General features: G+C 69.6%; 30 protein-coding genes, 1 tRNA gene, 3 pseudogenes and 1 riboswitch. Of the genes and pseudogenes, 15 read left to right on the top strand and 19 right to left on the bottom strand.

From position 1 onward, the window contains the following. Nucleotides 1-4: 4 nt before the first annotated feature. Nucleotides 5-697, bottom strand: coding sequence for a response regulator transcription factor (locus DEU38_RS10020; protein WP_114720573.1), 693 nt, complete (start codon nt 695-697; stop codon nt 5-7). Nucleotides 698-843: 146 nt separating this feature from the next. Further along, nucleotides 844-905, top strand: a riboswitch (guanidine-III (ykkC-III) riboswitch). Nucleotides 906-920: 15 nt separating this feature from the next. Between DEU38_RS10020 and DEU38_RS10015 the strand changes: the two genes are divergently transcribed. Together DEU38_RS10015 and DEU38_RS10010 are read left to right on the top strand one after the other, a co-directional pair. Beyond that, the gene (locus DEU38_RS10015) at nt 921-1,235 is read left to right on the top strand and encodes a multidrug efflux SMR transporter (RefSeq protein ID WP_114720571.1); all 315 of its coding nucleotides are present in this window, start codon (nt 921-923) and stop codon (nt 1,233-1,235) included. A 71-nt stretch (nt 1,236-1,306) separates the two neighbouring features. Further along, on the top strand, nt 1,307-2,143 hold the full coding sequence (locus DEU38_RS10010; RefSeq protein WP_114720569.1) for an ABC transporter: 837 nt from the start codon (nt 1,307-1,309) through the stop codon (nt 2,141-2,143). Here DEU38_RS10010 and DEU38_RS10005 read toward each other — a convergent pair. Beyond that, on the bottom strand, nt 2,123-2,836 hold the full coding sequence (locus DEU38_RS10005) for a dienelactone hydrolase family protein (RefSeq protein WP_114720567.1): 714 nt from the start codon (nt 2,834-2,836) through the stop codon (nt 2,123-2,125). The two genes, DEU38_RS10010 and DEU38_RS10005, sit on opposite strands and share 21 nt — an antisense overlap. A 239-nt stretch (nt 2,837-3,075) precedes the next feature. Between DEU38_RS10005 and DEU38_RS29135 the strand changes: the two genes are divergently transcribed. Then, nucleotides 3,076-3,207, top strand: a complete 132-nt coding sequence (locus DEU38_RS29135) for a hypothetical protein (RefSeq protein WP_258557772.1) — start codon at nt 3,076-3,078, stop codon at nt 3,205-3,207. 22 nt (nt 3,208-3,229) lie between these two features. Here DEU38_RS29135 and DEU38_RS10000 read toward each other — a convergent pair whose 3' ends face one another. Continuing rightward, nucleotides 3,230-3,832, bottom strand: a complete 603-nt coding sequence (locus tag DEU38_RS10000) for a helix-turn-helix domain-containing protein (protein WP_114720565.1) — start codon at nt 3,830-3,832, stop codon at nt 3,230-3,232. Between the two features lie 106 nt (nt 3,833-3,938). On the opposite strand from DEU38_RS10000, the gene DEU38_RS09995 reads away from it, so the two are divergent. Both DEU38_RS09995 and DEU38_RS09990 read left to right on the top strand, forming a co-directional pair. Further along, nucleotides 3,939-4,904, top strand: coding sequence for an NAD(P)/FAD-dependent oxidoreductase (locus DEU38_RS09995; protein ID WP_220181898.1), 966 nt, complete (start codon nt 3,939-3,941; stop codon nt 4,902-4,904). Further along, nucleotides 4,901-5,530, top strand: a complete 630-nt coding sequence (locus DEU38_RS09990; protein ID WP_114720561.1) for a bifunctional 2-polyprenyl-6-hydroxyphenol methylase/3-demethylubiquinol 3-O-methyltransferase UbiG — start codon at nt 4,901-4,903, stop codon at nt 5,528-5,530. Before DEU38_RS09995 ends, DEU38_RS09990 begins: the two co-directional genes overlap by 4 nt. Nucleotides 5,531-5,586: 56 nt before the next feature. On the opposite strand, the pseudogene DEU38_RS09985 reads toward DEU38_RS09990, so the two are convergent. Next, nucleotides 5,587-6,767: pseudogene (locus tag DEU38_RS09985) on the bottom strand (LLM class flavin-dependent oxidoreductase). Between the two features lie 329 nt (nt 6,768-7,096). On the opposite strand from DEU38_RS09985, the gene DEU38_RS09980 reads away from it, so the two are divergent. Next, nucleotides 7,097-7,936, top strand: a complete 840-nt coding sequence (locus tag DEU38_RS09980) for a sulfurtransferase (protein WP_114720559.1) — start codon at nt 7,097-7,099, stop codon at nt 7,934-7,936. A gap of 6 nt (nt 7,937-7,942) precedes the next feature. On the opposite strand, the gene DEU38_RS28385 is transcribed toward DEU38_RS09980, so the two are convergent. Continuing rightward, nucleotides 7,943-8,080, bottom strand: a complete 138-nt coding sequence (locus tag DEU38_RS28385; RefSeq protein ID WP_181818728.1) for a hypothetical protein — start codon at nt 8,078-8,080, stop codon at nt 7,943-7,945. Between the two features lie 554 nt (nt 8,081-8,634). Between DEU38_RS28385 and DEU38_RS09975 the strand changes: the two genes are divergently transcribed. Beyond that, nucleotides 8,635-8,820 carry an enoyl-CoA hydratase gene (locus tag DEU38_RS09975; protein WP_114720557.1) on the top strand — a complete coding sequence of 62 codons (186 nt, stop codon included), beginning with the start codon at nt 8,635-8,637 and terminating at the stop codon, nt 8,818-8,820. 18 nt (nt 8,821-8,838) lie between these two features. Here the strand turns inward: DEU38_RS09975 and DEU38_RS09970 are convergent, their stop codons facing one another. Further along, nucleotides 8,839-9,336: a hypothetical protein gene (locus DEU38_RS09970; protein ID WP_114720973.1), complete on the bottom strand. Its 498-nt coding sequence runs from the start codon at nt 9,334-9,336 to the stop codon at nt 8,839-8,841. Between the two features lie 215 nt (nt 9,337-9,551). On the opposite strand from DEU38_RS09970, the gene DEU38_RS09965 reads away from it, so the two are divergent. Together DEU38_RS09965 and DEU38_RS09960 are read left to right on the top strand one after the other, a co-directional pair. Beyond that, the gene (locus tag DEU38_RS09965; protein ID WP_114720555.1) at nt 9,552-10,109 is read left to right on the top strand and encodes a sigma-70 family RNA polymerase sigma factor; all 558 of its coding nucleotides are present in this window, start codon (nt 9,552-9,554) and stop codon (nt 10,107-10,109) included. Then, entirely contained in the window at nt 10,099-10,764 is a 666-nt protein-coding gene (locus DEU38_RS09960) for a zf-HC2 domain-containing protein (protein ID WP_258557771.1), read from the top strand. The genes DEU38_RS09965 and DEU38_RS09960 overlap by 11 nt, the downstream gene beginning before the upstream one ends. Before the next feature lie 96 nt (nt 10,765-10,860). Here DEU38_RS09960 and DEU38_RS09955 read toward each other — a convergent pair. Then, nucleotides 10,861-10,935 (bottom strand) — tRNA-Thr (locus tag DEU38_RS09955). An 83-nt stretch (nt 10,936-11,018) separates the two neighbouring features. On the opposite strand from DEU38_RS09955, the gene DEU38_RS09950 reads away from it, so the two are divergent. Further along, nucleotides 11,019-11,399, top strand: a complete 381-nt coding sequence (locus tag DEU38_RS09950; protein ID WP_114720553.1) for a nuclear transport factor 2 family protein — start codon at nt 11,019-11,021, stop codon at nt 11,397-11,399. A gap of 1 nt (nt 11,400) precedes the next feature. Next, nucleotides 11,401-12,864, top strand: coding sequence for a threonine/serine exporter ThrE family protein (locus DEU38_RS09945; RefSeq protein WP_114720551.1), 1,464 nt, complete (start codon nt 11,401-11,403; stop codon nt 12,862-12,864). A 24-nt stretch (nt 12,865-12,888) separates the two neighbouring features. Here DEU38_RS09945 and DEU38_RS09940 read toward each other — a convergent pair whose 3' ends face one another. From DEU38_RS09940 to DEU38_RS09925, 5 genes and pseudogenes are all read right to left on the bottom strand, one after another. Continuing rightward, entirely contained in the window at nt 12,889-13,122 is a 234-nt protein-coding gene (locus DEU38_RS09940) for an MbtH family protein (RefSeq protein ID WP_031937199.1), read from the bottom strand. Next, nucleotides 13,119-13,685 (bottom strand): annotated as a pseudogene (locus DEU38_RS29130) (SidA/IucD/PvdA family monooxygenase); the annotation flags it as partial. The pseudogene DEU38_RS29130 and the gene DEU38_RS09940, both read right to left, overlap by 4 nt. Nucleotides 13,686-13,729: 44 nt before the next feature. Further along, on the bottom strand, nt 13,730-13,888 hold the full coding sequence (locus DEU38_RS29785) for a lysine N(6)-hydroxylase/L-ornithine N(5)-oxygenase family protein (protein WP_258557770.1): 159 nt from the start codon (nt 13,886-13,888) through the stop codon (nt 13,730-13,732). 53 nt (nt 13,889-13,941) lie between these two features. After that, nucleotides 13,942-16,539 carry a condensation domain-containing protein gene (locus tag DEU38_RS09930; RefSeq protein ID WP_114720549.1) on the bottom strand — a complete coding sequence of 866 codons (2,598 nt, stop codon included), beginning with the start codon at nt 16,537-16,539 and terminating at the stop codon, nt 13,942-13,944. Between the two features lie 29 nt (nt 16,540-16,568). Further along, a complete protein-coding gene (locus tag DEU38_RS09925) occupies nt 16,569-17,372 on the bottom strand; it encodes an alpha/beta fold hydrolase (RefSeq protein WP_114720547.1) in 804 nt (267 codons plus the stop codon). A 264-nt stretch (nt 17,373-17,636) separates the two neighbouring features. Between DEU38_RS09925 and DEU38_RS29120 the strand changes: the two genes are divergently transcribed. Both DEU38_RS29120 and DEU38_RS09920 read left to right on the top strand, forming a co-directional pair. After that, nucleotides 17,637-17,759, top strand: a complete 123-nt coding sequence (locus DEU38_RS29120; protein ID WP_258557769.1) for a hypothetical protein — start codon at nt 17,637-17,639, stop codon at nt 17,757-17,759. Nucleotides 17,760-17,787: 28 nt separating this feature from the next. Beyond that, on the top strand, nt 17,788-18,411 hold the full coding sequence (locus tag DEU38_RS09920) for a hypothetical protein (RefSeq protein WP_114720545.1): 624 nt from the start codon (nt 17,788-17,790) through the stop codon (nt 18,409-18,411). Nucleotides 18,412-18,485: 74 nt separating this feature from the next. Here the strand turns inward: DEU38_RS09920 and DEU38_RS09915 are convergent, their stop codons facing one another. Both DEU38_RS09915 and DEU38_RS09910 read right to left on the bottom strand, forming a co-directional pair. After that, a complete protein-coding gene (locus tag DEU38_RS09915; protein WP_114720543.1) occupies nt 18,486-18,734 on the bottom strand; it encodes a WhiB family transcriptional regulator in 249 nt (82 codons plus the stop codon). A gap of 25 nt (nt 18,735-18,759) precedes the next feature. Next, nucleotides 18,760-18,969 (bottom strand): annotated as a pseudogene (locus tag DEU38_RS09910) (HNH endonuclease); the annotation flags it as partial. Between the two features lie 348 nt (nt 18,970-19,317). On the opposite strand from DEU38_RS09910, the gene DEU38_RS28380 reads away from it, so the two are divergent. After that, nucleotides 19,318-19,743: a hypothetical protein gene (locus DEU38_RS28380; protein WP_181818727.1), complete on the top strand. Its 426-nt coding sequence runs from the start codon at nt 19,318-19,320 to the stop codon at nt 19,741-19,743. 115 nt (nt 19,744-19,858) lie between these two features. Here DEU38_RS28380 and DEU38_RS29115 read toward each other — a convergent pair whose 3' ends face one another. From DEU38_RS29115 to DEU38_RS29105, 3 genes are all read right to left on the bottom strand, one after another. Beyond that, nucleotides 19,859-20,383, bottom strand: a complete 525-nt coding sequence (locus DEU38_RS29115; RefSeq protein WP_258557768.1) for a hypothetical protein — start codon at nt 20,381-20,383, stop codon at nt 19,859-19,861. Nucleotides 20,384-20,532: 149 nt separating this feature from the next. Continuing rightward, nucleotides 20,533-20,859, bottom strand: coding sequence for a metallophosphoesterase (locus DEU38_RS29110; protein WP_258557791.1), 327 nt, complete (start codon nt 20,857-20,859; stop codon nt 20,533-20,535). A 119-nt stretch (nt 20,860-20,978) separates the two neighbouring features. Next, on the bottom strand, nt 20,979-21,104 hold the full coding sequence (locus DEU38_RS29105) for a chitobiase/beta-hexosaminidase C-terminal domain-containing protein (protein ID WP_258557767.1): 126 nt from the start codon (nt 21,102-21,104) through the stop codon (nt 20,979-20,981). 443 nt (nt 21,105-21,547) lie between these two features. Between DEU38_RS29105 and DEU38_RS09895 the strand changes: the two genes are divergently transcribed. Further along, nucleotides 21,548-22,390 carry a tyrosine-protein phosphatase gene (locus DEU38_RS09895; protein ID WP_114720541.1) on the top strand — a complete coding sequence of 281 codons (843 nt, stop codon included), beginning with the start codon at nt 21,548-21,550 and terminating at the stop codon, nt 22,388-22,390. Here the strand turns inward: DEU38_RS09895 and DEU38_RS09890 are convergent. Then, nucleotides 22,337-24,142 (bottom strand): ABC transporter ATP-binding protein, encoded by a 1,806-nt coding sequence (locus tag DEU38_RS09890; RefSeq protein ID WP_114720539.1) that lies wholly within the window; start codon nt 24,140-24,142, stop codon nt 22,337-22,339. The genes DEU38_RS09895 and DEU38_RS09890 overlap by 54 nt on opposite strands. Beyond that, nucleotides 24,139-25,836, bottom strand: coding sequence for an ABC transporter ATP-binding protein (locus DEU38_RS09885; RefSeq protein WP_114720537.1), 1,698 nt, complete (start codon nt 25,834-25,836; stop codon nt 24,139-24,141). The genes DEU38_RS09890 and DEU38_RS09885 overlap by 4 nt, the downstream gene beginning before the upstream one ends. Between the last annotated feature and the right edge of the window lie 120 nt (nt 25,837-25,956).

Here is a 25,956-nt window from a genome sequence, read left to right as displayed (position 1 = left end):
CCGCCTACCGAGGTTCGCGCATCACGTAGCCGACGCCGCGCAGGGTGTGGATCAGGCGCGGCTCGGTGGTGTCGACCTTGCGGCGCAGGTACGAGACGTAGGACTCCACCACGCCCACCTCGCCGCCGAAGTCGTAGTTCCAGACGTGGTCGAGGATCCGTGGCTTGCTCAGCACCGTGCCCGCATTGACCATGAAGTAGCGCAGCAGCGTGAACTCGGTGGGCGACAACGAGACCTGGTCGCCCGCCTTCCACACCTCGTGGGTGTCGTCGTCGAGTTCGATGTCCGCGAACCGGACCCGGGCGGGCTGCTTGTCCTGGTCGCCGTGACCGGAGCGCCGCAGGATCACCCGAAGCCGGGCCACGACCTCCTCCAGACTGAACGGCTTGGTGACGTAGTCGTCGGCGCCGATCGTCAATCCGGTGACCTTGTCCTCGACGGCGTCCCGGGCGGTCAGGAACAGCACCGGAGCATCGATGCCGTCCGCCCGCAGGCGGCGCAGCATCCCGAACCCGTCCATGCCGGGCATCATGACGTCGAGGATCAGCGCGTCGGGTCGGAAGATGCGCGCCTTGTCGAGGCCCTCGGCCCCGTTGGACGCGGTCTCCACCTCGAACCCCTGGAAGCGGAGGCTGACGGACAGCAGTTCGACGAGCGACGGCTCGTCGTCGACGATCAGCACCCGGACCTGCGGCATCTCACTCACAGCTCCAGACTCCCGTACATGTCTGGTCGCATGCTGGACGTTCCCTGGGATGTTCCTGTGAATGCCCGGCGAGCGCCTGAACGGGTGGTGAGAGCGGCCACCGAACTCGGAATCGGTGCGCGAATTCGGTACCTTGGTACCGGTCAAGACGACATCCGGACGAGCACACCGTACCCGGCCAGCGACAAGACGGTGTTTGGAGAGTTGAAACACCATGGCCTGGATCGTTCTCGTAATTTCCGGCGTTCTCGAAGCCGTGTGGGCGACCGCCCTCGGTAAGTCCGCAGGCTTCACCCGCCTCGCCCCCTCGATCGTGTTCGCCGTCGGCATCGCGCTCAGCATGGCCGGACTCGCCTACGCGATGCGCACCCTGCCCACCGGTACCGCGTATGCGGTCTGGGTGGGCATCGGCGCATCCCTGACTGTCGCCTACGCGATGCTCACCGGGGACGAGAGCGCCTCGTTCGTCAAGGTCCTGCTGATCCTCGGCATCGTCGGCTGCGTCGTCGGCCTGAAGGTCCTGCACTGACCGCCCGACGGACCCGCGCCCCGCGTACCGAACACCCCGTTTGACTGTGTGGCGGGGGTTACAGTAATCGGATGAACCTGGTGTCAGCGATCACGTTCCCGGTCCGTGCCGGCCTCGCCATCACGGACGCGGCGCTCGAGGTCGCCGAGACGGCGCTGGCCACGACCCGGCTGGCGCTGTCCAGCACCACCGTCACCAGCGTCAGCGCGGCAACACTCGCCAATCCTCGCGGACCGCTGCAGCTGGTGCAGCAGTTGGCGGCGTTGGCCTCCGACGACCGCCCGCTGGGCCAGGCACTGCGTCCCGGCGGTCCGCTCGATCGACTGTTGGCGCCGGGCGGGGTCGTCGACCGGCTCACGTCCGACGGCGGCACCCTCGAGCGGCTGTTCGAGCCCGGCGGAGCGCTCGATCGCGTGCTGGCACCGGGTGGTCCGCTCGACCGCGTGACGTCGGAGGACGGCCCGCTCGACCGCGTGCTGTCCGAGGACGGCCCGCTCGAACGCCTGCTCGCACCGGGCGGTCTGCTGGACCGGCTCACCGCCGAGGACGGCCCGCTCGAGCGACTCACCGCGCAGGACGGCGCGGTCGAACGGCTCACGAAGAAGGACGGGATCGTCGACCGCGCGCTGGCCGAGGACGGCATCCTCGAGACGCTGCTCGCGGAGGATGGCGCCTTCGAGCGACTCATCGCGGAGGGCGGTCCGCTCGACCAGATCGTCGCGCTGTCGGAGACACTCACGGCGCTGGCCCCGAACCTGCAGCGGATGAGCGCGAGCATCGATCTGCTCCAGGAGACCGTTGGGGTGCTCAGTGCCGCGGTCGGACCGCTCGGCGACCTCGCCGGACGCCTGCCCGGACGTTGGCTCAAGGGCGGCCGCGGACCCGACCTAACCCTCGGACCCGCCTGACAGGTGCGCGTCGAAGAACGCGAACACCCGACGCCACGCGTCCTCGGCCGTCTCGTGGTCGTACCCCATCCCGGCGATCCGCGCGAGCGTGTTCGCCCGACCCGAGACGATGCGGTTGGCGAAGCTGTGTCCCACCCCGGAATACGTTTCGACATCGTGCGCGACGCCCAAGCCGGTGAGGGCCGCGTCGAGTCTGCGTCCGGCACCGTGCAGGATCGGGTCCCGTGCGCCGTAGCTTCCGACGATCGGGCACGTCCCGCCGAGGGCCTCCTCGAGGTGCCGAGGTAGCGGCCCGTAGAACGGCGCGGAGGCAGCAAACCCCTTGGGCGCGAGCACGAGTGCGAACCCACCGCCCATGCAGAACCCGACCGCGCCGACCTGTCCCGTGCAGTCGGGTCGGGCGGCGAGCAGGTCCCGCGCGGCGAGCAGGTCGTCCACCGCGCGCCCCTGCCGCCGGATCAACTCGCGGAAGACCCGGGTGACACATCGGGCTCGACCCCCACGGGAATACAGGTCGGGGGCGAGCGCGAGGTATCCGCGCGCGGCGACACGGGCAGTGATCTCGCGGATGTCGCGGCCGACCCCGAGCGCGTCGTGGACGACCACCACGCCGGGCCACGGTCCGTCGTGCCCCGGAGTCTCGAGCACCGCGTCGATCGGACCGTCCGGTGTGGGCAGCGAAACCGTGGACATCCTCCGAGACTAGGGTCCTCGGTCCCGGATACACGGTGGATTCGTAACGATTCGACCGCCGCTGCCGCCCTTTCATTCCGGTTGCGTAACCACTTCGCCGAGGCCCTCCCGCGGGGTCGTTCCGTCGCTAGCCTGGCCTTGGCGCAGTTGCTCCACCTCGGATGCGGCGCCGCCGGTCATACCGGTGCGAAATGCACCGGACGGCAATGGAAGTACCTGGAAAGGCACGGAAGCAGTCGATGAACCACATCTCGAACTCTCGTCAGACCACCGCGAGCGGTATCAGCACCGGATCCATCAGCACCGAAGAGATCAAGTCACGCATCGCGGCAATGTTCGGAGACGCCCCCGCCGGCCATCAGGACAAGTAGTCCCGGCCCCTTCCCAATTCGATCACTCCCCCGTTTCGTCCCGCGCCGGACGCGCCCGGATGTGCGCGCGTTCGCCCTGGCGCCCGAAGAGCCCCAGGAACTCCACCGGGTTCGCGTCGGCGGCCCCGAACCAGTGCGGGACGCGCGTGTCGAACTCGGCCGCCTCGCCCGGGAGCATCACGATGTCCTGGTCGCCGAGCACCAGTCGCAGTTTCCCGTTGAGGACGTACAGCCACTCGTAGCCCTCGTGCACCCGCGGATCCGGAGCCTGCCGGCCGGTGACGCCCGGCATGACGTGCTTGTACGCCTGGATTCCGCCCGGTCGCCGGGTGAGCGGCACGATGGTCTTGTCCCCCCGGGTGACCGGACGCATGTGGATCCGCGGGTCACCGGTCGGTGGTGCGCCGACGAGCTCGTCGAGCGGCACCCCGTACGCCCTGGCCAGCGGCAACAGCAGTTCCAGGTTCGGCTTGCGCTGACCCGATTCGAGCCGCGACAGCGTGCTCACCGAGATCCCGGTGTCCGCGGACAGATCCGCCAGCGTCACCGCCCGCTGCTGCCGTAGATCCCGCAACCGCGGGCCCACCGCCCCGAGAATCCGGTCCATGTCCTCGACGTCGTCCATGCCCTCCAGACTGCCCGGAAGTTGCCGCTTCGGCAATAAAGCTTGCTCGATCCGGCCGAGGGTCGGCATGGTGGTGGCACCAAGGGAGGTATCGATGAGCGAACAGATGTCGGACGGATACGACGTAGTAGTGGTCGGGGGCGGCGCGGCCGGGCTCGAGGGGGCGTTGATGCTTGCTCGGTCCCGCCGGAGCGTGCTGGTGATCGACGCGGGCGATCCGCGCAACGCGCCGGCAGAGGGCGTCCACGGTTTCCTGACCCGGGACGGCGTCCCACCCGCCGAGCTGGTGAGGGTCGGCCGGGAAGAGGTCCGCGGCTACGGCGGGCACATCGTGGACGGCACCGTCGCGGACATCCGCCGCGACGGGTCCCGGTTCACCGTGGCGCTCGCCGACGGCCGGACCGTGCAGGCGCGACGCGTACTGGTGACGACCGGGCTGGTCGACGAGCTGCCGGACGTCCCGGGCCTGCGGGAACTGTGGGGGCACGACGTGCTGCACTGCCCGTACTGCCACGGGTGGGAGATCGCCGATCAGCCGGTGGGTGTGCTGGCGACCGGACCGATGTCCGTGCACCAGGCGCTGATGTTCCGGCAGTGGAGCGACGACGTCGTCCTGTTCCAGCACACCGGCCCCGAGCCGACGGCCGACGAGCACGAGCAGCTCGCGGCGCGCGGCATCAGCGTCGTGCCCGGACACGTGCAGTCGCTGGTGACCGACGACGGACGCCTCACCGGGGTCCGTCTCGACGACGGCACCGTCGTCGACCGTCGGGCGCTGGTCGTGGCGCCGCGGTTCGTGGCACGCGTCGACGCGCTCACCTCGCTGGGCCTCGAGACCGAGGTCGAGCCGATGAGTGGTGGCCAGTTCGTGCCGGGCGACTGGTCGGGACTGACGAAGGTGCCCGGGGTCTGGGTCGCGGGCAACGTCGCCGACGCCAAGCTGCAGGTGCTCGGGGCCGCGGCGGGCGCCGCGATCGCCGCCGTCGCCATCAACAACGATCTGATCGCCGAGGACACACAGCTTGCCGTCGCGGAACACCGCGCAAGCGAATCGAAGGGAGTGGACGCATGACCGTGCAGTTCGACGAGGATTTCTGGAACGAGCGCTACCGATCGAGCCACCGTGTGTGGAGCGGGAACCCGAACGGCGGTCTCGTGAACGAGGTTTCGGACCTCGATCCCGGAACGGCACTCGACGTCGGCTGCGGCGAGGGCGCCGACGCGATCTGGCTGGCCGGCCGCGGATGGCAGGTGAAGGCCCTGGACCTGTCCATCGTGGCGGTCGAGCGCGCCGCCGAGCACGCAGCGAGCTCCGGCGACGACATCGCCGGCCGGATCACCTGGCAGCAGGCCGACCTGCTCGAATGGGATCCGGGCACCGACCGGTACGACCTCGTGACGTCGCAGTACGTGCACCTGCCCAGCGGTCCGCGCGAGGCGCTGTACGACCGCCTCGCCGACTTCGTCGCGCCGGGCGGCACCCTGCTGATCGTGGGACATCACCCGTCGGATCTGGATACCCACCTGCAGCGTCCACGCCACGCCGATCTGTACTTCACGCCGGAAGACGTTGTGTCCCGGATCGATCCGAAGGAATGGAAGATCGTCACCGCGGCCGCGACGTCGCGCACCGTCGAGCACGACGGCCACGAGGTCACCATCCACGACAGCGTCGTCCGCGCGCAGCGCCTTCGCTGACGCCGGCCTGGCCCTGGCCGGAGCACCGGGCCACCGCCTGTGCTCCGGCCTCGGCCCTACGACGCCGACACCCCCGCCAGCCCCCGCACCGTGGTCGGGACAGCGGTGGCGGAGGCGGGGTGTGTCCACAGCCCCTTGCGTTCGAGGAGCGGGAGCACGCCCTCCCCGAACCAGTACGCCTCCTCGAGGTGCGGCGCACCCGAGAGCACGAACTCGTCGATCCCGGCGGCGCGGTACTCCTCGATGAGCGCGGCGACCTCGGCGTGGCTGCCGACCAGGGCCGTCCCGGCACCGCCGCGGACCAGGCCGACACCGCTCCACAGGTTCGGGTAGATCTCGAGGGAGCGGGCGTCTCCGTCTCCGAAGGTGGCCCCGCCGTGCAACTCCCGCATCAGGCGCTGACCCTCGGACTCACTGGCCGCCATCCCGGCCTGCGCCCGGGCGACGTCGGCCGGGTCCATGTCGTCCAGCAGCAGCTGCGCCTGCGCCCAGGCCTGCGCCGAGGTGTCGCGGCTGATCACGTGCAGGCGCACACCGAGCCGGAGGGTGCGGCCGCGCTCCGCCGCGGCGGCCCGGACGCGGGCGATCTTCGCCGCGACCGCGGCCGGCGGCTCGCCCCACGTCAGGTACACGTCGGAGTGCGCACCCGCTACCGGCAGCGCCGCCGCCGAGGAGCCACCGAAGTACACCTGCGGCGCCGGATCGGGCAGTTGCTCGAGTTCGGCCCCCTCGACCCGAATATGGTTGCCGTGGAAGTCGACTCGCTCGCCGCGCCACAGGCGCCGGACCACCGACAGGAACTCGTCGGTGCGGCGGTAGCGATCGTCCTTGTCGAGGAAGTCACCGAAGGCCCGCTGCTCGGCGCTCTCGCCGCCGGTGACGATGTTGACCAGCAGGCGTCCCTGCGAATGCTGCTGATAGGTCGTCGCCATCTGCGCGGCGAGGGTCGGCGAGAGCGCGTCGGGGCGGAACGCGACCAGGAACTTCAGCCGCTCGGTGGTCGCGACGAGCATTGCGGTGGTGACCCAGGCGTCCACACATTGCAGGCCGGTCGGGGTCAACGCCCCTCGAAGCCGAGTTGTTCGGCCGAACGCGCGATCTGGCCGAGATACTCCAACGTCGCGGGCCGGTCGCCGGCCGACGAGCGCAGATCTGCGCCGTGGCCACCGCCGACGATCTTGCGGCTGTCGCCTGAGGTGGGCAGGAACCAATGGAACGACAAGGACGTAGCGGACATGACGAGATACCTTCGTGTGTCGGGATGACGCGGGGGAGCCGAATGCCCCGATCACCTCGGCGATCGGGAAGGATCAGCTACGACAGCGCAGGGCGCCGACTCGGCACAGGTCCACATACAACCGCCAGCTGTGCCAGACCGTGCGCAGCGCAGGAGGCTGCAGTCCACTGGTCGGCATCATCTCGTCACTCCTTGCAGTGCGGGCACGGGTACCGTGCAGAGTACCCCGCGATCCCACCGTTGACGACCCCCGCAGAGTTGGCCGGACAGCGTTAATCATCCACCCCGGCAGGGCAATCCATCCGGCAGCACCTCAGACAGGACCCAGCATGACGTTGATCTCCGCACCGGACCTCGCCGCCCGACTGGCCTCGGGCGCAGTCACACGGGTCCTCGACGTCCGATGGTCGCTGCCCGAGCCCGACGGCCGCGCCGCCCACGCGGCCGGGCACGTCCCGGGCGCGGTCTACGTCGACCTCGAGCGAGAACTCAGTGACCATGCCGTCGCCGATCGGGGCCGCCATCCCCTGCCCTCCGCGGACGACCTGCAGGCGGCCCTGCGCCGGTGGGGCGTGGACGACGGCGACACGGTCGTCGTCTACGACGACTGGAACGCCGCCGGATCGTCGCGGGCGTGGTGGGTGCTGCGCGCCGCCGGGCTCGGCGATGTCCGGATCCTCGACGGCGGGTGGTCGGCGTGGCGGGAGGCGTCGGGTCGGGTGGAAACCGGGGAGGTGACACCGCCCGCCGGCACGATATCGCTCGCGCGTCGGGACCTGTATGCGGGCACCCTCACCGAGAGCGAGGCCGCGGCCCTCGCACGCTCGGGCCGGCTGCTGGATGCGCGTGCGCCTGAACGCTTCCGGGGCGAGGTCGAACCCGTCGATCCCGTGGCGGGGCACATCCCCGGGGCCCGCAACGTCCCGTCGACCTGGGTGCTGGCGGCCGACGGGCGGTTCAAGTCGAGCGAGGAACTGCGCGCGCTGTTCGCCGAGCACGGCCTGGACGGAACGAGGCCGGCCGGCGCCTACTGCGGTTCCGGGGTGACCGCCGCCGTCGTCCTCGCCGCGGCCGAGACGGCCGGACTCGACATCACCCTGTTTCCCGGGTCGTGGTCGCAGTGGTCGGCGAACCCGCGCAATCCGATCGAACGCGGTCCGGCGACGTAACTCCTGCTACCCGTCCGCCGGCGCGGTGAGGGCCGCCGTCACCATCGATACGAGGTTCTTCTCGAAATCGACTGCGCCGAGCGGCAACCCGCGTCGACCGGCCAGGTCCTGTACACGCAGGGACAGCATCGTGGTGCTCAGCATCAGCACCGAACGGGGACCGGGGCGCGCTGTACGGCATCGACGTCACGCCGCCCGCCGGCACCACCCCCGGCAGCGTCGACATCGCCTTCGCCGCGCAGATGGGCCCGGGCAGCGGATCGAGCCCGGGCCTGTCCCCGGACGGGTCGATCTACGTGCTCACCGGCGACCGGAAAGGGCCGCCGCAACGTCGCTTTCGCGACCGACACCACCGAGGGCATTCTCGCGATCGCCCCCGACGGACGCATGTTCGCCACCCTCGGCGTCATGACCACGACGTCACTCGCCCCGGTCGCACGTACGTCGATCCGTACCTGCCCGAAGGGCTGGAGGTCATCAAGCCGACCGGTGGCCTGAACGGATTCGTCCCCGTTCGGTGACGCCCGGTCGGGCGGGCCGCGCCGCGCGCATGTCGGTGCGCGGCGCGGCCCGGAAAAGCCCCTGCCTACGGGCCGAATACAGGTAGTGGAACAGGTAGTTCTGACGTGGCCCCGGATCCCCTCCCGAGAGAACCTGGTAGTAGACCAATTCAGGACGACGGTTGAGGTGAACAGTTCATGATGCGTCGCGGACGTAAGACGCTCGTTGCTCTCGACAGCGGCAACTGGTGCTTCGGCAGGATCGTCGGACGACGGCGTTGCGAGTCCGGTGTGCGCGTCCAACTCCTGCAGCACGACGCCGGCGGGAAGTACCCACTGTTCGCCGTCGCGGAATCGAGCGTGGGTGACGGCTTCGCCCTGTAACGCGAGCGCTCCGCCACGTCACTCGTCGGCGGTGTCCACCCTCACCACGTGCCAGGTGCCCTTGACCCCGTCGCCACTGGTCTGGCCCGGCGCGGTGTCCTTCGCGAACCTGTAGAGGGGCTGGCCGTCGTAGGTCGCCTGTGTGGTCCCGTCGGGACGCGCGGCAGTTCCCAGAGCACCCGAGAGAGGCCCGGCGGCCTGTGGTGCCCCGATCGCGGGCGGCCAGATCTCGGCGCACTGACCGGTGCACTTGATGGCGCCCGGCACGTCCTCGTCGAATCGATAGAGGGTGAAGCCGTCGCCATCGGTCAGCACGGTGCCGAGCGCGGTCTCGGCGGTGCCGATCTCGAGGCCGCCCGTCGGCGCAGCGGTGGTGCTCGTCACCGCCGGCGCGGCGCTCGTGCTGACCGTCGCGGGGGCGGCCACCTGCTCGTCGGTGTTCGCGCCGCATCCCGACGTCAATACGAGGGCGGTACCAGCACAGACCGCGGCAATGATCGACTTCTTGGACTTCATCAGGGTCTCCATCGTCAGGTTTCGGGGCAGTCACCCACTCGCTGCGGGCGACGCACAGGAGTACGGACCGTCCACCCGGACCGTTCACGGGTAACTCGACGCGGCAACTCGGACCGATGCGAGGATCGACCGTGAACGCCGCGGCTCTCGGTCACGTACTCCTCGGTGGACGTCGGGCGCACCGACGAGTTTCCGCTGAGGCAGGAGGTGACGGCGTGCGGCTACGCAGGTCGCGTCGGCAAACGGACGAGTCGGTCGGCAGTTTGGCCGACGGCACGGTGTTGCGGGCCGCGTACGACGACCACGGCGGCGAACTCTTCGCCCTGGCCTACCGCTCGCTCGGGGACCGGGGACGCGCGGAAGAGGCTGTCCAGGAGACGTTTCTCCGGGCCTGGCGCGGCGCCGACCGATACGACCCGCGGCGCTCGACGGTCCGGACGTGGCTGTACGCCATCTGCCGCAACGTCGTCATCGACGCAAGTCGTGCCCTCGCCGCCCGCCCACGCCTGGCCGACGCCGAGCCCCCGGACCTGCCGACGGCGGAACGACCGCTCGAACAACTCCTCGTGGGACTGCAGATGGAGGAGGCGCTGCGACGGCTGTCCGATCAGCATCGGTTCGTGCTCGTGGAGATCCATCTGCGCGATCGCCCCGCCGCCGAGGTCGCGGCACAACTGGGCATACCCGTGGGCACCGTCCGCAGTCGCGTGTACTACGGGCTGAAGGCACTGAGACTCGTACTGGAGGAAATGGGGTGGCACGGTGACCAGTGAGCACTGCCGGCAGACGCGTCCCCTGCTGGGGATGTACGCGCTGGGACACCTCGACGGCCGCGAGACCGTCGCGCTGCGCGCCCACCTGGACGGATGTCCGGACTGCCGCTCCGAGCTGCACCAGCTGGCGCCCGTCGCGGCGGCCCTGTCCGAGGCCGACCCGGATCGGCTCGCCGAGCCGCCGCCACTGCCGCCACCGACTCTGCCCGACACGATCTTCGGAGCCCTCGACCGCGAACGCGGACGGCAGCGGTACCGCCGGATCGGACTGGTCGCCGCGGCCGCCGTGATCGCCGTGGGCCTGGTGACCGCAGGGTTCCTGCTCCGCGGCGCCACCGCGGGCGATCCGCCCGGACAGGCCGTGGCGTTCACCGCGCTGTCCCCGGGAGTGGAGGCGTCCGCACGGGTGGAGAACCGGGCCTGGGGAACCGGCATCAGCCTCGACGTCACCGGACTCCCGCAAGGGGGCACCTACAACGTCTGGCTGCAGCGCCCGGACGGAAGTCGCATGAACGCAGGCAGTTTCATCGCGGGCGGCGATCGGACGATGTCGATGCAACTGGCGGTGGCACTACCGATGTCGGACGCGACGACGCTCGGAATCAGCGCCCCCGGCAACGACCACGTGCTCCTCCAGGCGCCACTGCACCCCTGAGGCCCACGTGTGGGCGAGAAGTGGGCCGGAACGCGAGAAGGGGCCGGTCCCGTTTCCGGTACCGACCCCTGACCTGCTTCGACGCGTTTCCGCTGGTGGAGCCCCCTGTCAGGATTGAACTGACGACCGCTCGCTTACAAGGCGAGTGCTCTACCACTGAGCTAAGGAGGCATTCGAGCGCGCTCATCATATCCATAGCCGACAGTGGTGTGCGTAACCGTGCCGCGACCGCCCGTTTTCGTTAGCGTTGTCCCATGCGCATCTCGGAGATCGCCACTGTCCTCGCGTGGCACGACGCTCTCAACTCATCCGACATCGACACTCTCCTCGCGGTCTCGAGTGACGACATCGACATCGCCGGGGAGGAGGGCGCGGCGCAGGGGCTGACGGTGCTCCGAGAATGGGCCTCGTCGTCCGGCCTTACACTGGTTCCCGGCCGGATGTTCATGCACGACGGGGTGATCGTCGTCGAGGAGCAGGCCACCTGGGCGTCTCAGCCGGACCAGTCGAAGACCGTGGCGACCGCCTTCCGTGTCGTGAACGACCAGGTGACCACCGTCTTCCGGCACGACACCCTCGAAGAGGCACTGGAGGCCACCGATCTCAGCGAGAAGGATCTCGTCACCGACATCTGACGTGCGCAGGTTTGCAGCGTCGATCGGCAGTCTCGTCAAGGACCGCCGGGCGACGGTCGACTCGGTCACCGCCGCGCCGACCCCGCTGCAGCCGATCGACCTCACCGACGATGCGCGAGTGGCCGAAGTGCTCGATCTCGCGGTCCGGGTCGGCGAGGTGCTGCTCGCATCCGGCACCGCCGCGATGGACACCGCCACACAGGTGAAGTTCATCGCGGCGACCTACGGGCTGGCGCAGTGTGACGTGGACGTCACCTACAACTCGATCGTGGTCTCCGCGCACCGCGGTCCGCTGATCCCGCCGGCGGGCACGATGCGCATCGTGCACTACCGGTCGATGGACTTCACCCGCCTCGCCGCCGCGGACCGCCTGACGCGGCGGATCCGCCTCGAGGCGATCACCCCCGCGCAGGCGCACGCCGCGCTCGACGCGATCGTCTCCGCGCCGCACCCCTACAACCGGTGGATCGCGACGCTGGGCTGGGCCGGACTGGCGGCCGCGGTGGCCGTGCTGCTCGGCGGTGGTCCGCTCATCACGGCCGTCGCGTTCCTCACCACCGTCGTCATCGACCGCGTCAACCGGGTCCTCAACCGCTTCGGCCTTCCGTACTTCTTCCAACAGATGATGGGTGGACTGATCGCGGCGGCGCCGGCGACCGCGCTGTACACGGTCCAGGACCACCTGGGGGTCGTCATCAGACCCTCCCAGGTCATCGCCGCCGGTGTGGTGGTGCTGCTGTCCGGGCTGTCGCTGGTCGGCTCGGTGCAGGACGCGATCACGGGGGCTCCGATCACGGCGGCCGCCCGGTTCTTCGAGGTCGTGATGATGACGGGAGGCATCATTGCCGGCGTCGCGTTGTCGCTGCGGGTGGCATCGGCGCTGGGGGCGGACCTGCCGGTGATCAGCAACGCCGCGCAACCGGACCTCACACAGCTTCCGGCCAAGATGGCCGCGGGCGCGCTGGCGTCCATGTTCTACGCGCTGGCCTGCTACGCCGAGCGTCGGGCACTCACAACGGCCGGACTGGGCGGCGCCGCCGGGCTCCTCTTCTTCGTGATTGCCCAGAGCGTGGGCATCGGCCCGGTCATCTCGTCCGCGATCGCGGCGACGGTGGTCGGTTTCGCGGGTGGCCTGATGGCACGCCGCGCCCTGACACCGCCACTCGTGGTCGCGGTCGCGGGCATCACCCCGCTGTTGCCCGGCCTGTCGCTCTACCGGGGTTTGTACGCGCTGCTGAACGACGAACTGATCATCGGGCTGAGCGCCCTGCTGTCCGCGTTCGGCATCGGGTGTGCGCTGGCGGCGGGGGTCACGCTCGGAGAATGGGGCGCCCGGACGCTACGGCGGCCGCCCCGGATGCGCCGGAATGCGATAGTTCGCCGAAACACGACACTGCGCCGTCCGAGGTTCGGACGACGCAGCGTCGTGATGAGCGATTCGGTGCCCGATTCCGTGACGCAGTAGGTCGACGGGGCGGGCCGGAAGCGGCTACTTCCCGGCGTTCTTCTGGTCCTGCTCCATCGCCTCACGCAGGCTCTTGGGCCGCATGTCGGTCCAGTTCTTCTCGACGTATTCGACGCATGCCTGACGCGAATCCTCACCGAAAACGATCCTCCAGCCCTGCGGGACCTCGGAGAACGTGGGCCACAGTGAGTGCTGGTCTTCGTCGTTGACCAGCACGTAGAAGCGGCCGTCTTCGTCGTCGAACGGATTGGTGCTCATCTAACCTCGCTTGTCGCGTACGGGTTGTCTGCGTTCAGCCTAGCAAGGCTGCCGCCGAGATCTCGATGAGCGAGAATCGAATTGAGAATCTCTCCTGCGCGCACCGCAACATCGGACAACAGTGATGCTGTCAGACCATGGGTCTTCTCGGTCCCACCTTGCAGGTAGATGCCGCCGCGAACAGCCGGACCGACCTCGAGTCGGTAGCCCCGGCCGACACCACGATCGACGCTCACCTCGGGGAGGGAACTCCCGAACAGCGACTCGAGCGGCGCGGCCGAGAACCCGGTGGCCAGGATCAGCGCGTCACAGGTCAGCGTGTCGGTGAGCCCGTCGACCGCGCTGCGCACCGACACCTCGATGCCGTCCTCTACTTCGCGGACGCCGTCGATCTCGGAGGCGCGGCGCATGAACAGGCGCCGCTCACCGCGGACCCGTTCCCGGTACTCGGTCGCGTACAGCTCGTTGATCAGTTCGATGTCGACCACCGAATAGTTGGTGCTGCGGTGCAGTTCGAGCAGTCGGGCGCGTTCCTCCGGCGGAGCGGAGTGCAGTTCGTCGACCGTGCTGTAGCGGACGTCGGCCTCGACCCGCTCCGCTGCACGGATTACGGAACGTGACCAGGTCCTTCGGGAGACGCGATCTGCATCGTGGCGCCGTCGAGCAGCATGTCCTGGTGCCAGCCGAACTGATCCTGCTTCTCGAAGAAGCGTGCGGTGATCCGCGCGTCGGGCGCATTGCAGAAGATAGCAAAGGCTATCCTCACTCGGGGAGCACCAACGGAGGACCGACCGCGCGCTTCGTCGCTCGCGCCCCCGCTCAGGCGCGCGCTTCGGCGTCCGAAACCACTTCCAGCAGTACCGGCATCTCTCGCGCCCACCGCTCGACGGTATCCCGATCGAGAACTCCCGTGGAGAACTCGAAGTACGCATGCACGGGACCTGCGCCCGCAGGCTCGCGGAAGCCGAGTGTCAGTTCCGCCGAGGGCATCCCGACCGGAACCGGCAGAAGTCCGTCGAGGACACCGTCGGGGGCGTCGACCCGGAGCTGCTCGTCGTGGACGAGCAGCACCTGCGGGTAGCGGGTGCCCGCCCGACCACCGAGTTCGGCTGCAACATAGGCGAATCCGACATCCCGATGATCCAAAGCCTCGAGGTTCGACGCTCGGATGCGAGAGAGCAACTCGTCGAATCTAGGCGAGCCGCTCGTGTCGGTACGCAGCACCACCAGGTTGGAGAAGCACCCGACCAGGCCGGTGAGCGCGTCCTCCGTACGACCCGCGACCAGCGAACCGATCGGGATGTCGTTCCCCGCACCGTGTCTCGTGAGGATCGTGGCGAACGCCGCCTGCAGCACCATGAACGTGCTGGTTTCCGTCCGGTCCGCGAGGCGGTCGATGCCGTCGCGCAGCGCCGCGCCGATCTCGACCCGGATCGTCTCGCGCCGGGGCTCGCGGACACCGGCCGGGGCCGGTAGGTGGAGCCGGGCAGGCATGTCCGACAGCCGATTCCGCCAGTAGTCGAGCTGCCGGGCATGCCTGCTGTCCGGGTCGGCGGGATCGCCCAGCAACCGGTCCTGCCAGAGGGCGTAGTCCGGGTACGCCACCTCGAGCGGCGCCCACTGCGGACGGCCGCCACCGGATCGAGCCGCGTACGCGGACAACAGGTCCGCGAGAAGCAGACCCACCGACCGGTCGTCGACCGCCAGGTAGTGCATCGTGAGGAGCAGCACCTGCCGTCCGGCGTCGTCGCACACGAGGTGCAGCCGCACCGGCGCCTCCTCGGTGAGGTCGATCCGCAGTTGCGCCAGTCCGTGGACCCGGCGCTGCAGGTCGTCGTCACCGATCTCGATCATCTCGAGGCGCGGTCGCGGGCCGTCGGACGCGAGCACCTCCCGCCCGTCCGTTGCGAACAATGTCCGCAGCGGGGCGTGCCGGTCGACGACGTCGTCCAGCGCGCGCGACAGGTGCTCGGGATCCACCGATCCGGCGAAATGCAGCGCCAGCGCGTGGTCGGCACGGGCCGACCTGCCCGCCGCGCGATGCCGCAGCCAGTGCAGGCGCTGCGACGGCGCGAGCGGGACCGGCCCGGACCCGTCCGTCGGGACCAGCGTCGGGCTGCGGTCGTCGTCGGTCATCGGGTCGAGCGTGCCCACCGTGGCCATGGGGTCGGCGAAGAACTGGGACAGGAAGTGCACCAACCGATCCTGGTGCCGGAGCAGGTCCGCGCGCCGACCCGCGGGAACCCGCAGGTCGATGCGGACGGGTTCACCGTCCCCGCCGCCGAGGATGGAGAAGTCGAGGTCGCGAACCGGCCCGGTGACCAGGTCCCGAACTCCGGCGGGCGAGCCGCCCAGTGCGAGCGGGTGCTCGAACATCATGGAGTTGATACCGGGGCCGAACACCCGGCGGTCCGGGTCGATCGCGTGGACCTCGCGCTCGAGATCCCCTCCCGGGAAGCGGCCGTGGCGCAGAGCCGCCACCAGTCGGACGTCGATCGCGCGGGCGAGTTCCCCGACGGTGGCGTCCGGATCCACGTGGAACGTCACCGGCAGAATCGTCGACACGGTGCCCGGTGTGCGACGGATCCCGCGTCCCACGCGGGCGGCGATCGGCACGGCCACCGTGAGGTCGCGCAGTCCGGTGATGCGGTGCAGGTAGGCGACGAGCAGCGCCATCGGCAGCCGGCTACGGCGGATACCGACGTCGGCGGCGAACGCGGACAACGCATCCGCGATGCCGGCGTCGATGTGGACGGTCGTCGATTCGGGGGACGCCGACGCGTCGGTGGCACCGGCGCACAGCTGCGGCGGTTCGGGCGATCCGAGGACCTCGGCGAGCCAGTAGTCGCGGTCCGCGGCAAACCGGGCCGAGCCGCGGTAGTCGCGGTCCGCGTCGACCAGATCGCGCACCGCCCACTCCCCCGCATTCGATTCGAGGTCCGGGTCGTCGCAGCGGGCGACCGTGTCGGCGACGAGCAACGCGATCCCGTAACCGTCGACGAGGGCGGGGTGGTAGCGCTGGTACCAGACGGTGCGCTCGTCGGCGAGCCGCAGCAGCGCGTGCGCGAAGAGCGCGTCGGACCCGGTGACGTCGACGCGGGTGCGAGCGTCGCGGTCCATCCACGCCTGCGCCGCTGCCTCCGGATCTGCGGCCTCGCGCAGGTCGACCACGTCGAGCGGCCACGTATCGGCCGGGGCCGGCACCTGCCGCGGCGTGCCGTCCTCCCCTGCACGGAACCGCACGTGCAGCGCCTCGGCGTGGGAGACGGTGCGGCGGATCGCCTCCGCGGTCCGATCCAGATCGATCGGACCGGCGACCTCGACGACGAGCGACAGGTTGTGGGCGGGGCTCTGCGGATCCGGTTGCTGTGCGATCAGGATCCGGGACTGCGCAGCGGTCACCGATAGGCCGGTCATGTCCTGCAGCTTTCTTCAGCCCGTCGGTCTCAGTCCGCCAGGAAGTCCAGAACCACCTTGTTCACGGCCTCGGGACGCTCGAGGTAACCGTAGTGCCCCGTGTCCGGAATCTCCTGGTACACCGCATTCGGGATGGCGTCGGCGAGTTCCTTCGACAGGTAGGCCGGAATCATTCGATCGTCCGCGAATCCGACGGACAGACACGGACGGGTGATGCCGCGGTAGGCGTCGGCCCGGTCGAAGTCGCGGTCCATCGCGAGCTGGGCCCGCACACCGGCCGACGTCTTGCCGCCGGAGAACTCGAAGACGTCGAGCCAGTCCCGCGCGGCATGCTGGTCCGCGAGCGTCGCGGGCGAGAGGTTCATGACGGCCGTGACGGCGGCGCGGTACTTGGACGGCAGCGTGATCCCGGCATCCTCGAGCTCGCGCTCGCCCTCGTTGAGGGTCCGCTGGAACTGGTCCATCCGGGAGTGGCCCGCAAGGAACACCGCCTTGCGCACCAACTCCGGACGCGCGAGCGCCAGCTCCTGCGCCACACGGGCACCCATCGACGTGCCGACGACATGCGCGGGGCCGCCGCCGAGCAGTTCGATCAGCCCCGCCGTGTCGGCCACCAGGTCCTCGATCGTGATGCCGTCGACGCTCTCCCCCGACGGGGCGATCCCACGGTTGTCGAACGTGCACACCCGATATCCCGCGGACAACAGGGCCGGAACCTGATGCAGGTCCCACACCCGGCCGGGGCTTCCGGTGCCCATGATCATCACGACCAGGTCGCAGTCACCCTTGACCTGGTAGTTCAGAGGAATCCCGTTGATGGTGGCGATGGGCATGTCGGCCTTCCTCGTGACGTTCCGGCTAGTTGCGATCGGGCTGGGGCTACCAATCCTGGGGCAACGGTACCCCGCAGTCCGTCCCGGACCCGGATCGTGAGGCGGTGCCGGGCGTCACCCTGCTCGAATGCACCGCACACCCGGTTTCGGCCGAATCGCGTCGGCGCTCCCCACCCGATTGATACCGTCCCCGACGGCACAGCGGAGATCACCTCTCCCCCACCGGGCACGGCTTCGGCCGGGCCGAGACCTCAGGAGACACGAATGGGAATGCTCACCTTGATCGGCCGCCTGCTCGGCTTCGACCCCAAGGACGCCGTCCCGGCGCTGCTCGACCAGCTGCTCGCCGCGTCGAGTGGCGCGCACGAGCCCCCCGCCGCCCAGTAGGTCCGGGCCGCCCGACAGAGCACACCCCATGGAACAGATTCAGGTCGAACTACCGGATCCGGATTCAGTTCATCGGATGCTCGCGGGATGGGCTGCCGTCCACGCGGCAATCTTCTCCCTGCCGGAACTCGAGAGCGCCTTCTCCATCGAGGCTGGTCGGGTCACCTACCACGATGGTGGCGGCTCCCACTTCCACTTCGCCCGACTCTCGAACGGTCGGGCGACGATCTTCGGTTTCGATCGCGCCTGCCCCGATCCCACCCTCGAGGACAATCGCCAGGTGCTGCAGGACCTCGGATCCACTCCTTGGTGGCTCGAATCAGCATGCAGCGAAGCCATCTCGAACTTCGCGTACGGGTACGACAGTGGACGGTGGTTTGCGGTCGGCCACGACCCGATGCGCATCGCGCCGATGATGCTGGCACCGGGCCCGTCACGGGAGCCCACGTCCGCGCTCTCCACCCTCGCCGACTTCCTCGAGCAGGCATCCGAGGACCTGTTCGGTTCAGCGGTGCGCGGAGACGACACGGCACTCGAGACACTGCTGGCCGCCGGGTCCGACATGGACGAAGCGATCCTTCGCGCTGCGATGATCGGGGATTACGAGCACCTGGACGACGGACTCGCGGCCGCGGCGCTGTTTCGAGACTGAGCCGTGCACGAACACTCCCGTGATCAGCGAGGTCACCCCACGACCGCCTCGAAACCGCCGGCGCCACCGCCGGGCTACCGCACCATGGTGCCGCGCCGGTACTCCCGTCCGCCCCACACACCGGATTGGTGGGTGGCCACGGCGTAGTCGCCACACGCGGCCGCGATGGGGCAGCATGCGCAGACGCTGGCGGCGTAGTCGAGCGGCTCGCTCGGGTCCGGGAACCAGCGGTCAGGGTGCTTGTCGCCGCGGCAGGCGGCGACATCCCAGTCGTCGCTGTCGTCGGTGACCGGCAACAGATCGGCCAAGATCACGGTGGTCATCGGTTGTTCCTCCTTACAGGGTGATTCACGCCGTCGGGGTCAGATCGCGCCAGATCGCACGCTGACGCTTGAGGTCCTCGCGCGGCGCCCGGGGGATCCACAGCAGTGGCATGCCAGCTTCTTCGGGGGTCCGGTCCGCCTTGCGGCCGTTGCAGTCCGCACACGCTGCGACCAGGTTGTCGTACGTGTCTCCACCGCCCCGACTGCGGGGGAACACGTGGTCGACCGTGCGAGCGCCGGTCCGGCCGCGTGTCGAAACAATTCCGCCGCGTGGGGCCGGGATTCGTGGCACACTGGGCGCCCGGAAGTCAGCCACGCGATCAGGAAGGAACAGTCGGATGCACATCAATACGTATTCGCAGTGCATGTTGCATCCGCTGATTCAGCGCATGGACCGGCAATCCGAGAATCCTGTCGCCACAGCCGGATTCCGCGTCCTCTGACGCCCCACTTCTCGGGGCGTGCGCGCCCCGACGGTGTAGTCGCCTTCCGGTGATCCACTGGCCGATTCAGGCCGCCACGGGCCGTGCATACCTCGAGAACCCGCCACTCCCTTTGTGAGAGAACGAGGTTGTCGATTGTCATGGCCCGTATATCCCCCAACGCAGTCACCGCGCGCACCTGGATGAACATCCACGTTCGGGCAGTACGCGCACCGGTAGTGATCGCGCACCAGGATCGCCGGGAACGCGGCCCGGGAGTCGTCGTCGACGACCGGACGCGGCGGTGTGTGAACGTACTCGAGCAGCTGGATCGTGCACGGGAGCGGGAACGCGACGTGCTGGGAGCGCACCACGAATCGCGGGGTGCGCTCGACCAGCGTGACGGCGAGCCCTTCGGCGATCAGCACGATTGCGCGCGCTGCTGGTACTACGTCGAAGTCCTCGTACGTGACGTTGAGCAATCAGCACACGTCGCCGACGAAGTCGGGGGTCTCCATGCGGCCCAGATCATCCGATCCGTCGATTTGGTCGTGATCGAAGCCGCCGTCGAGTCGCGCACAGGCTAGTTGCCGCAGGGTTTGTGCGAGTGCCGCATACCGATTCAGTACCGACAACCCGTGCGACAGCACGACAACCCCTGCGGCAACAGTCTTCCCCAGTTCGGAACGTTTCAGTCGACGGTCAGCGAGTAAACGTCAGCGTCGCCTCGGGGGAGGCATTGCCGTACGCGTCCACCGCCACGACCTTGGCCTCGTACGTGTTGCCCGCCACCGCATCCGGGACGGGGATGTCCAGGACGTTGGGGCGCGGCATGAAGTAGAAGTCCGAGAGCACCTTCGACGAGACGACCTTCGTACCGGTCGTCGTGTCCGTGATGTCGACGCGGTAGTGGTGGACCATCTGGTCGTCACGCGCCTGCTCGATCCGCAGGGCCGCAGCGCCGTCGGGTGCGGTCACCGCCGACAGCGGCGTGGCCGTGGCGAATTCGGGGGCGACGGTGTTTCGGGCCGCAGACGTGTAGCGGAAGTTGTCCTTGATCTGCCGGCCCGTGGATCCCTTCAACTCCACCGTCCACCCCGGGCCGCTGAGCGTGCCCGCGCTCGCGTACGGCGGCTGCCAACTCGCGGACCACTGTCCACCGGCGTAGATGTCGTGCTTGTCGGCGGCCATGTTGATGCGGCTGATGTCCGTCCGATCCTGATACACCTCGACGAACAGTGCCTTGGGCGGTCGGCGACTCGAAGCGGTTCGCGAGCCCCGTCTCGGTGACCATCTGATATCCGTGATCGATCTCGATGTACGACATCGAACCGTCGTTCACCGACGTGAAATCACGCTGGTGGATCGACCGGTCGTCATTGTTGTTGCGATTCGTAGTAGCCCCCGCCGGAATCCGGGAACCATTCCTTCGGATAGCCGGCCCGGACGTCGTCGAGGTACGCGTCGTGGTTGCCGTAGGACATCAGCACCTGGGTATCGGTCATGCCCTTGCGCGCGAAGTTCTCCTGGAAGATCCGCGAGACGATCTTGTGGTCCAGCCCCTTGCCGTTCCAGTTGTCGTTGATCATGTCGCCGTTCGACAGGATCGCGTCAGGCTTCGGGAAGATCGATCCGATGGTGTCGAAGAAGCTCTCGTACTTCTTGCTGTTGTTCTCGTAGTCCCCGACGTGGACGTCCGACATCACCACGAGCTGCGCGATCGGCGTCTCCGCCGTCCTGATCAGGTATCCGAACGAGACCGGGGCACTGGCCTGATCGCCACGGAAGGCGACGGCGGTGACGTTCGTGTCGTCCGAGATCTTCAACGGGCGGCCGGGCGCATAGACCTGGCTGCCCGGGTCGGGGTCGTCCCGTCGAGGGTGTAGCGGACGGTCGTGCCCCGTTCGGCAGTGAACTTCAGCTCGGACTGGGTGCTCGTACCGCCCACCGGGAACGCTGACGCCCGGTGCGGCGGGCGGCGCGTCCTTCGGCTCGGCGGAACCGCCCCATCCGGACCCGAGGCTTCCGGCACTTCCCCACGCGGGATCCGCCTGGGCGACGCCCGGGGCGACGGGCGCCGCAGCCACGGCAGCCATCACGATAGTCCTGCGTCTCACGAGAATTCCTTTGTCTTCGGCGCGGTCACCAGACCCGATCCGATAATTGGTCTGGACCAATTAAGCTAGGTGGCGCCGGATAGTACGAGGTGCGCCCCCGCTGGCCGCCGGGTGAAGGACGCGTGATCATCGAGCGCGTCGCGGTCCGGATGTGGCCGGCAGGCTGCCGGGTTCGACGATTCGCCTGCTGCCACCGCCCCGGACCGGCTACCCTCCCACCGAATCGGCGAGGGGCACTGGGCCGCTCACCTACCCCGTCTGACGTGAGGACCCCATGGGATCGACACGCTCCGTCCGCTCCGCCGTCAACCGCCTACTGCTGCTCGTGGTGGGCGTGCTCGCCCTGGTGGCGCCGACCTTCGTCGCTCCGCTCGCATCCGCCGAACCGGCTACCGAGCCCACCACCGCGATCCGCCTCGAGGGCGCGAAGAACTTCCGCGACATCGGCGGCTACGAGACGTCCGACGGCAAGCGGGTCCGCAGCGGCCTCGTGTTCCGGTCGAACAGGCTCAGCTCGCTCACCGACGCGGATCAGGCCGCGCTGACCGCCGCGAACGTCACGCTCGACGTGGACCTGCGAAACATGTGGGAGCGCAAGGACGACCCCGACCGGATCCCCGAGGGCGTCCGCTATCAGGTGGCCGACGTCGTCTCGTTCGAGCACGGGATCGCATTCCACGAGTTCGTGCCGCTCACGCTGGGCCGCGCGCTGATCGACGCGGCGGTCAACGGATCGTCCGACATCGGCCAGTCCATCGGCTACCCGTTCATGGTCACCTACCGCGGCTCCGACGTCGCGTTCCGCGACCTGCTGACGGCTATCGCCGGCAACACCGACGGCGCCACGGTCTACCACTGCAGCGCCGGCAAGGACCGCACCGGCTGGGGCACCGCGGTGTTGCTGACGCTGCTCGGGGTCCCGAAGGAGACGGTGTACGCCGACTTCCTCGCCAGCAACACCTACCTCGGACGCTCCGACGCCGTCGAGAAGTCCTGGCTCGACGCCTCTTTCGCGCAGGTGAACCGGCTGTACGGCAGCGTCGAGAACTATGTGCGCAAGGGGCTAGGTGTCGATCAGCAGACCGTCGACGCCCTGCGCACCAAGTTGCTCGCCTGAACCGGCGCCCTCCCAGGCCGCCCACAGCTGTGCGTAACGGCCACCTGCGCTGACCAATTCGGCGGGAGTGCCCTGTTCCACGATCCGGCCGTGCTCGAGCACCACGACGCGGTCGGCGGCCGCCGCCTGGGTCAGCCGGTGCGCCACCACGAGCGTCGTCCGACCCCGGGTCGCGGCATCGGCGGCCCGTTCGAGTTCGCGGGCGCCGGCGCTGCCGGCCTCCGCGGTCGCCTCGTCGAGGACCGCGACCGGCGGATCGGCCAGCACCAACCGGGCCAGTGCCAGCTCCTGCGCCTGTGCCGCCGTCAGCGCATGGCCGCCCTCGCCGACGACGGTGTCGAGGCCGGCGTCGAGCGCGCGCACCCACACCAGCGCCCCGACCGCGTCGAGTGCGGCGGTGACGTCGTCCACGGTCGCGTCCGGCCGGGCCAGCCGCAGGTCCTCGATCAGCGGGCCCGCGAACACGTGCACCTCCTGGCTGACGATCGCGACGTGACGCCGCAGCCGGTCCCCGAGGTCGGCGATCGGCACGCCGCCGAGCCGCACCGCGCCCGACGTCGACAGCAGCGAACCGGCCGCCAGCGCCGCGAGCGTCGTCTTGCCGGCGCCCGTGGAACCGACCAGCGCCACCCGCTCCCCCGGCTCGATCCGCACGCTCACGCCGTGCAGCACCTCGTGGTCGTCGTCGTAGCCGTGCCGCACATCGACCAACTCGAGTGACGCATCGGCAGGGTCGGTGGTCCTGCCCTCGTCGTCCGACTCCGGGATCCGCAGCACGCCCACCAGTCGGGCGAGACTCGCGCCGGCCGACTGCACCTCGTCGAACGTGAAGAGCAGCGTGCCGATCGGGTTGAACAGACGATGGAACAGCAGGGCCGCGGTGGTGGTCTGACCGACGGTGACAACGTCCTGCTTCACGAGCGCGAACCCGACCGCGAGGATCACCGCCAGTCCCACGAACTCGGCTCGGTTGCCACGCCCCGCGAAGCGGGTGAACAGCCCGAACACCCCGACGGCAACATCACGCGCCTCCGCCGACGCCCGGTCGATGTCCGCGAGATGACGGTCCTCGAGGCCGTACGCACGGACCGTGCGCACACCCTGCATGCTGCTGATCAGCGCCTGCGAGCGCCGCCCCATCGCGACGCGCTCCTCGGCGTACAGCGGGCCCGACCGGGGCAGATACCAGCGCAGCGCGAGCGCGTACATCGGCAGCGCGACCATCCCGGCCAGACCCAGCCGCCAGTCGATGCCGACCATCGCCACCATGCTCAGCACCACCAGCAGCAGCGCGGACACCAGCCCCGGCACGACGTCGGCGACGGCCTTGCCGATCACCGAGACGTCGTCGCCGACGCGGGAGAGCAGATCCCCCTTGCCGACGCGCTCGACCGTCGGGATCGGCAGCCGCAGCGCCCGCGCCACCACCCGCTCCCGCAGCCGCGCCAGCGTGCCCTCGCCCAGGCGCGCGATGAGATACGAACCCAACCCGGTGAGCGCGCCCGCCACGATCGCGGCGGCCGTGATGACGGCGACGACCCCGACGATCGTCGACGCCGGGGCGCCCTCACGCACCCGATCGACGAGGACACCGAACACGTACACCGGGACCACCGCGGCCGCCGCCGCGATCAGCCCGACGAGCAGGGTCAGTGTCGCCAGGCCCTTGCGCCGGCCCAGTTCGCCGCGCAGCCAGCGCCAGCTCTCCGAGGCCGACGCGATCGGCAGCAACTGCCGCTCCGGGGCGCTCATCGCAGCACCGCCTTCCGGTAGTTCTCGTCGGTGGCCGACAGCCCGGCGTGGGTGCCCTCGGCGGCGCTGCGGCCGTCCGCGAGGACCACCACGCGGTCGGTGACGGACAGCAAAGCCGGGCTGCTGGTGATGAGGATCGTCGAGTGCGCGCGGGTGCCACCGTGACGGCCGGCCGCGATGCCGTCGGCGATCGCGTGTTCGGTCACGGCGTCGACCGCGGTGGTGGGATCGTGCAGCACCAGCACCGGGGCCTGCGCCGCCAGCGCCCGGGCGAGCGCGACCCGCTGCCGCTGACCACCCGACAGGCTCGCGCCCCGATCGGTCACCTCGTGATCGAGACCGTCCGGATGCGCGTCCACGACGTCGACGGCGGCCGACGCCCGCAGCACGTGCTGCACGACGTCGTGGTCGGCGTCCGCGGCCCCGGCCGTGACATTGGAGTGCACGGTGCCGGCGAACAGATCCGTGTGGTGAGGTTCGACGAGGATCGTGCGGCGCGCGTGCACGAGCCCCAGCTCCGTTACGTCGACGCCGCCGATCCGCACCTCGCCCGCGCGACGGTCGGGCGGCACCTGCCCCGACAGGACCTCGGCGAGCGCCTCGGCATCCTCGGGCCGGTACGCGACGATTCCGAGGAGCTCGCCCGGTGCGACGTCGAGGGTGACGCCGTCGAGGGACCGGTACGCGACCGACCGCAGCCGCACGTCGCTCGCGCCGGAGGGTTCGACGGTCCCGGTCGGGAGCAGCGGCTCGGCGTCGAGCACCAACGCGAGACGATCCGCCGACGCCCGCGCGTTCGCGTAGTAGCCGGGCACCCGCGCGAGCATGCCGAGCGGTTCCGAGATGAACTGCGCCAGGCCGACGACGGTGATCAGCTCGCCGACCGAGATGCGGCCGTCGAGCGCGAACCAGCCCGCGAACCCGGCCACCGCCACCGCGAGCAGCGCGCTGACCGTCGTCGACACCCCGACGAACACACCGGTCGCCTTCGCGGCCCGCATCGTCGCGGCCAGCGCGCCGCGGCTGACGTCGCCGTAGCGCCGCGCGGCGGTGGCCTCCGCGCCGATGCCCCGCAGCGGCCGCAGACCGCTGACCAGATCGGTCGCCATGCCCACCGCCCGCGCGGTGGTCTCCTGCTGGGCCGTCACCCGACGGGTGATCAACGGCGCCGCCAATTGCAGCAGGCCGAGCACGACGGGGGTGCCGATCAGCACCGCCAGTCCGAGCGGAACGTCGATCCACAGCAGCGCGATCGCCGACGCGATCAACGCGGTGAGCGCGGCCGCGACGCGCGGGACCACGTCGAGGATCCAGGCCTCGCGGTCCGCGTCGGACGTGGACACCGTCAGCAGTTCACCGGCCCGCAGGTCGGTGCGGACCCCGCGCGGATCGAGGATCCGTCCGGCGACCTCGACGCGGAGGCGATGCGCCTCCTGCTGGACGGCGACGACGATGAATCGGGCACCGAAACGCCACGCCGACGTCAGCACCACGAACAGCGCGGCGAGCGCGGCCAGCCACACCACCAGCGCGGTGACGTCGCCGGTCTCGATGGCGCGGTCGACGATCACGCCGATCGCGATCGGCACCGCCGTTTCCGCCACCTGATGCAGGCTCACCAGGACCGTGCCCGCGATCAGACGCGCACGATTCCGTGCCAACGTGCGGCGCAGCACCGCGGTACCACCTGCCATCAACCCTCCAGCCCTCGACCACAGCGTGTGTTAGTAGACCCTAACCCGGTGGTGAGTGGCGCTGACCGGGGCAGTTCTCATAGAGTCGCAGTCAGGAACTACCTGCTCGTGAAGTAGCAG

Origin of the sequence: Rhodococcus sp. AG1013, from assembly GCF_003350365.1 — a bacterium.
Lineage (GTDB): Bacteria > Actinomycetota > Actinomycetes > Mycobacteriales > Mycobacteriaceae > Prescottella.
This window is presented reverse-complemented; position numbering and strand designations above follow the sequence as displayed.

Excerpts from the sequence above, each read along its gene's own strand:
- DEU38_RS09980 (WP_114720559.1), top strand. The coding sequence starts at position 7,097 with ATGACGTTGATCTCCGCACCGGACCTCGCCGCCCGACTGGCCTCGGGC.
- DEU38_RS09970 (WP_114720973.1), bottom strand. The coding sequence starts at position 9,336 with ATGAAGTCCAAGAAGTCGATCATTGCCGCGGTCTGTGCTGGTACCGCC.
- DEU38_RS09920 (WP_114720545.1), top strand. The coding sequence starts at position 17,788 with ATGGAACAGATTCAGGTCGAACTACCGGATCCGGATTCAGTTCATCGG.
- DEU38_RS28385 (WP_181818728.1), bottom strand. The coding sequence starts at position 8,080 with ATGCTGAGCACCACGATGCTGTCCCTGCGTGTACAGGACCTGGCCGGT.
- DEU38_RS29120 (WP_258557769.1), top strand. The coding sequence starts at position 17,637 with ATGGGAATGCTCACCTTGATCGGCCGCCTGCTCGGCTTCGACCCCAAG.
- DEU38_RS09895 (WP_114720541.1), top strand. The coding sequence starts at position 21,548 with ATGGGATCGACACGCTCCGTCCGCTCCGCCGTCAACCGCCTACTGCTG.
- DEU38_RS09940 (WP_031937199.1), bottom strand. The coding sequence starts at position 13,122 with ATGAGCACCAATCCGTTCGACGACGAAGACGGCCGCTTCTACGTGCTG.
- DEU38_RS29135 (WP_258557772.1), top strand. The coding sequence starts at position 3,076 with ATGAACCACATCTCGAACTCTCGTCAGACCACCGCGAGCGGTATCAGC.
- DEU38_RS10010 (WP_114720569.1), top strand. The coding sequence starts at position 1,307 with ATGAACCTGGTGTCAGCGATCACGTTCCCGGTCCGTGCCGGCCTCGCC.
- DEU38_RS09995 (WP_220181898.1), top strand. The coding sequence starts at position 3,939 with ATGTCGGACGGATACGACGTAGTAGTGGTCGGGGGCGGCGCGGCCGGG.
- DEU38_RS09950 (WP_114720553.1), top strand. The coding sequence starts at position 11,019 with ATGCGCATCTCGGAGATCGCCACTGTCCTCGCGTGGCACGACGCTCTC.
- DEU38_RS09990 (WP_114720561.1), top strand. The coding sequence starts at position 4,901 with ATGACCGTGCAGTTCGACGAGGATTTCTGGAACGAGCGCTACCGATCG.
- DEU38_RS28380 (WP_181818727.1), top strand. The coding sequence starts at position 19,318 with ATGGCCCGTATATCCCCCAACGCAGTCACCGCGCGCACCTGGATGAAC.
- DEU38_RS10015 (WP_114720571.1), top strand. The coding sequence starts at position 921 with ATGGCCTGGATCGTTCTCGTAATTTCCGGCGTTCTCGAAGCCGTGTGG.
- DEU38_RS09885 (WP_114720537.1), bottom strand. The coding sequence starts at position 25,836 with ATGGCAGGTGGTACCGCGGTGCTGCGCCGCACGTTGGCACGGAATCGT.
- DEU38_RS09975 (WP_114720557.1), top strand. The coding sequence starts at position 8,635 with ATGATGCGTCGCGGACGTAAGACGCTCGTTGCTCTCGACAGCGGCAAC.
- DEU38_RS10000 (WP_114720565.1), bottom strand. The coding sequence starts at position 3,832 with ATGGACGACGTCGAGGACATGGACCGGATTCTCGGGGCGGTGGGCCCG.
- DEU38_RS10005 (WP_114720567.1), bottom strand. The coding sequence starts at position 2,836 with ATGTCCACGGTTTCGCTGCCCACACCGGACGGTCCGATCGACGCGGTG.
- DEU38_RS29110 (WP_258557791.1), bottom strand. The coding sequence starts at position 20,859 with ATGTCGGACGTCCACGTCGGGGACTACGAGAACAACAGCAAGAAGTAC.
- DEU38_RS10020 (WP_114720573.1), bottom strand. The coding sequence starts at position 697 with ATGCCGCAGGTCCGGGTGCTGATCGTCGACGACGAGCCGTCGCTCGTC.
- DEU38_RS09915 (WP_114720543.1), bottom strand. The coding sequence starts at position 18,734 with ATGACCACCGTGATCTTGGCCGATCTGTTGCCGGTCACCGACGACAGC.
- DEU38_RS09890 (WP_114720539.1), bottom strand. The coding sequence starts at position 24,142 with ATGAGCGCCCCGGAGCGGCAGTTGCTGCCGATCGCGTCGGCCTCGGAG.
- DEU38_RS09925 (WP_114720547.1), bottom strand. The coding sequence starts at position 17,372 with ATGCCCATCGCCACCATCAACGGGATTCCTCTGAACTACCAGGTCAAG.
- DEU38_RS09930 (WP_114720549.1), bottom strand. The coding sequence starts at position 16,539 with ATGACCGGCCTATCGGTGACCGCTGCGCAGTCCCGGATCCTGATCGCA.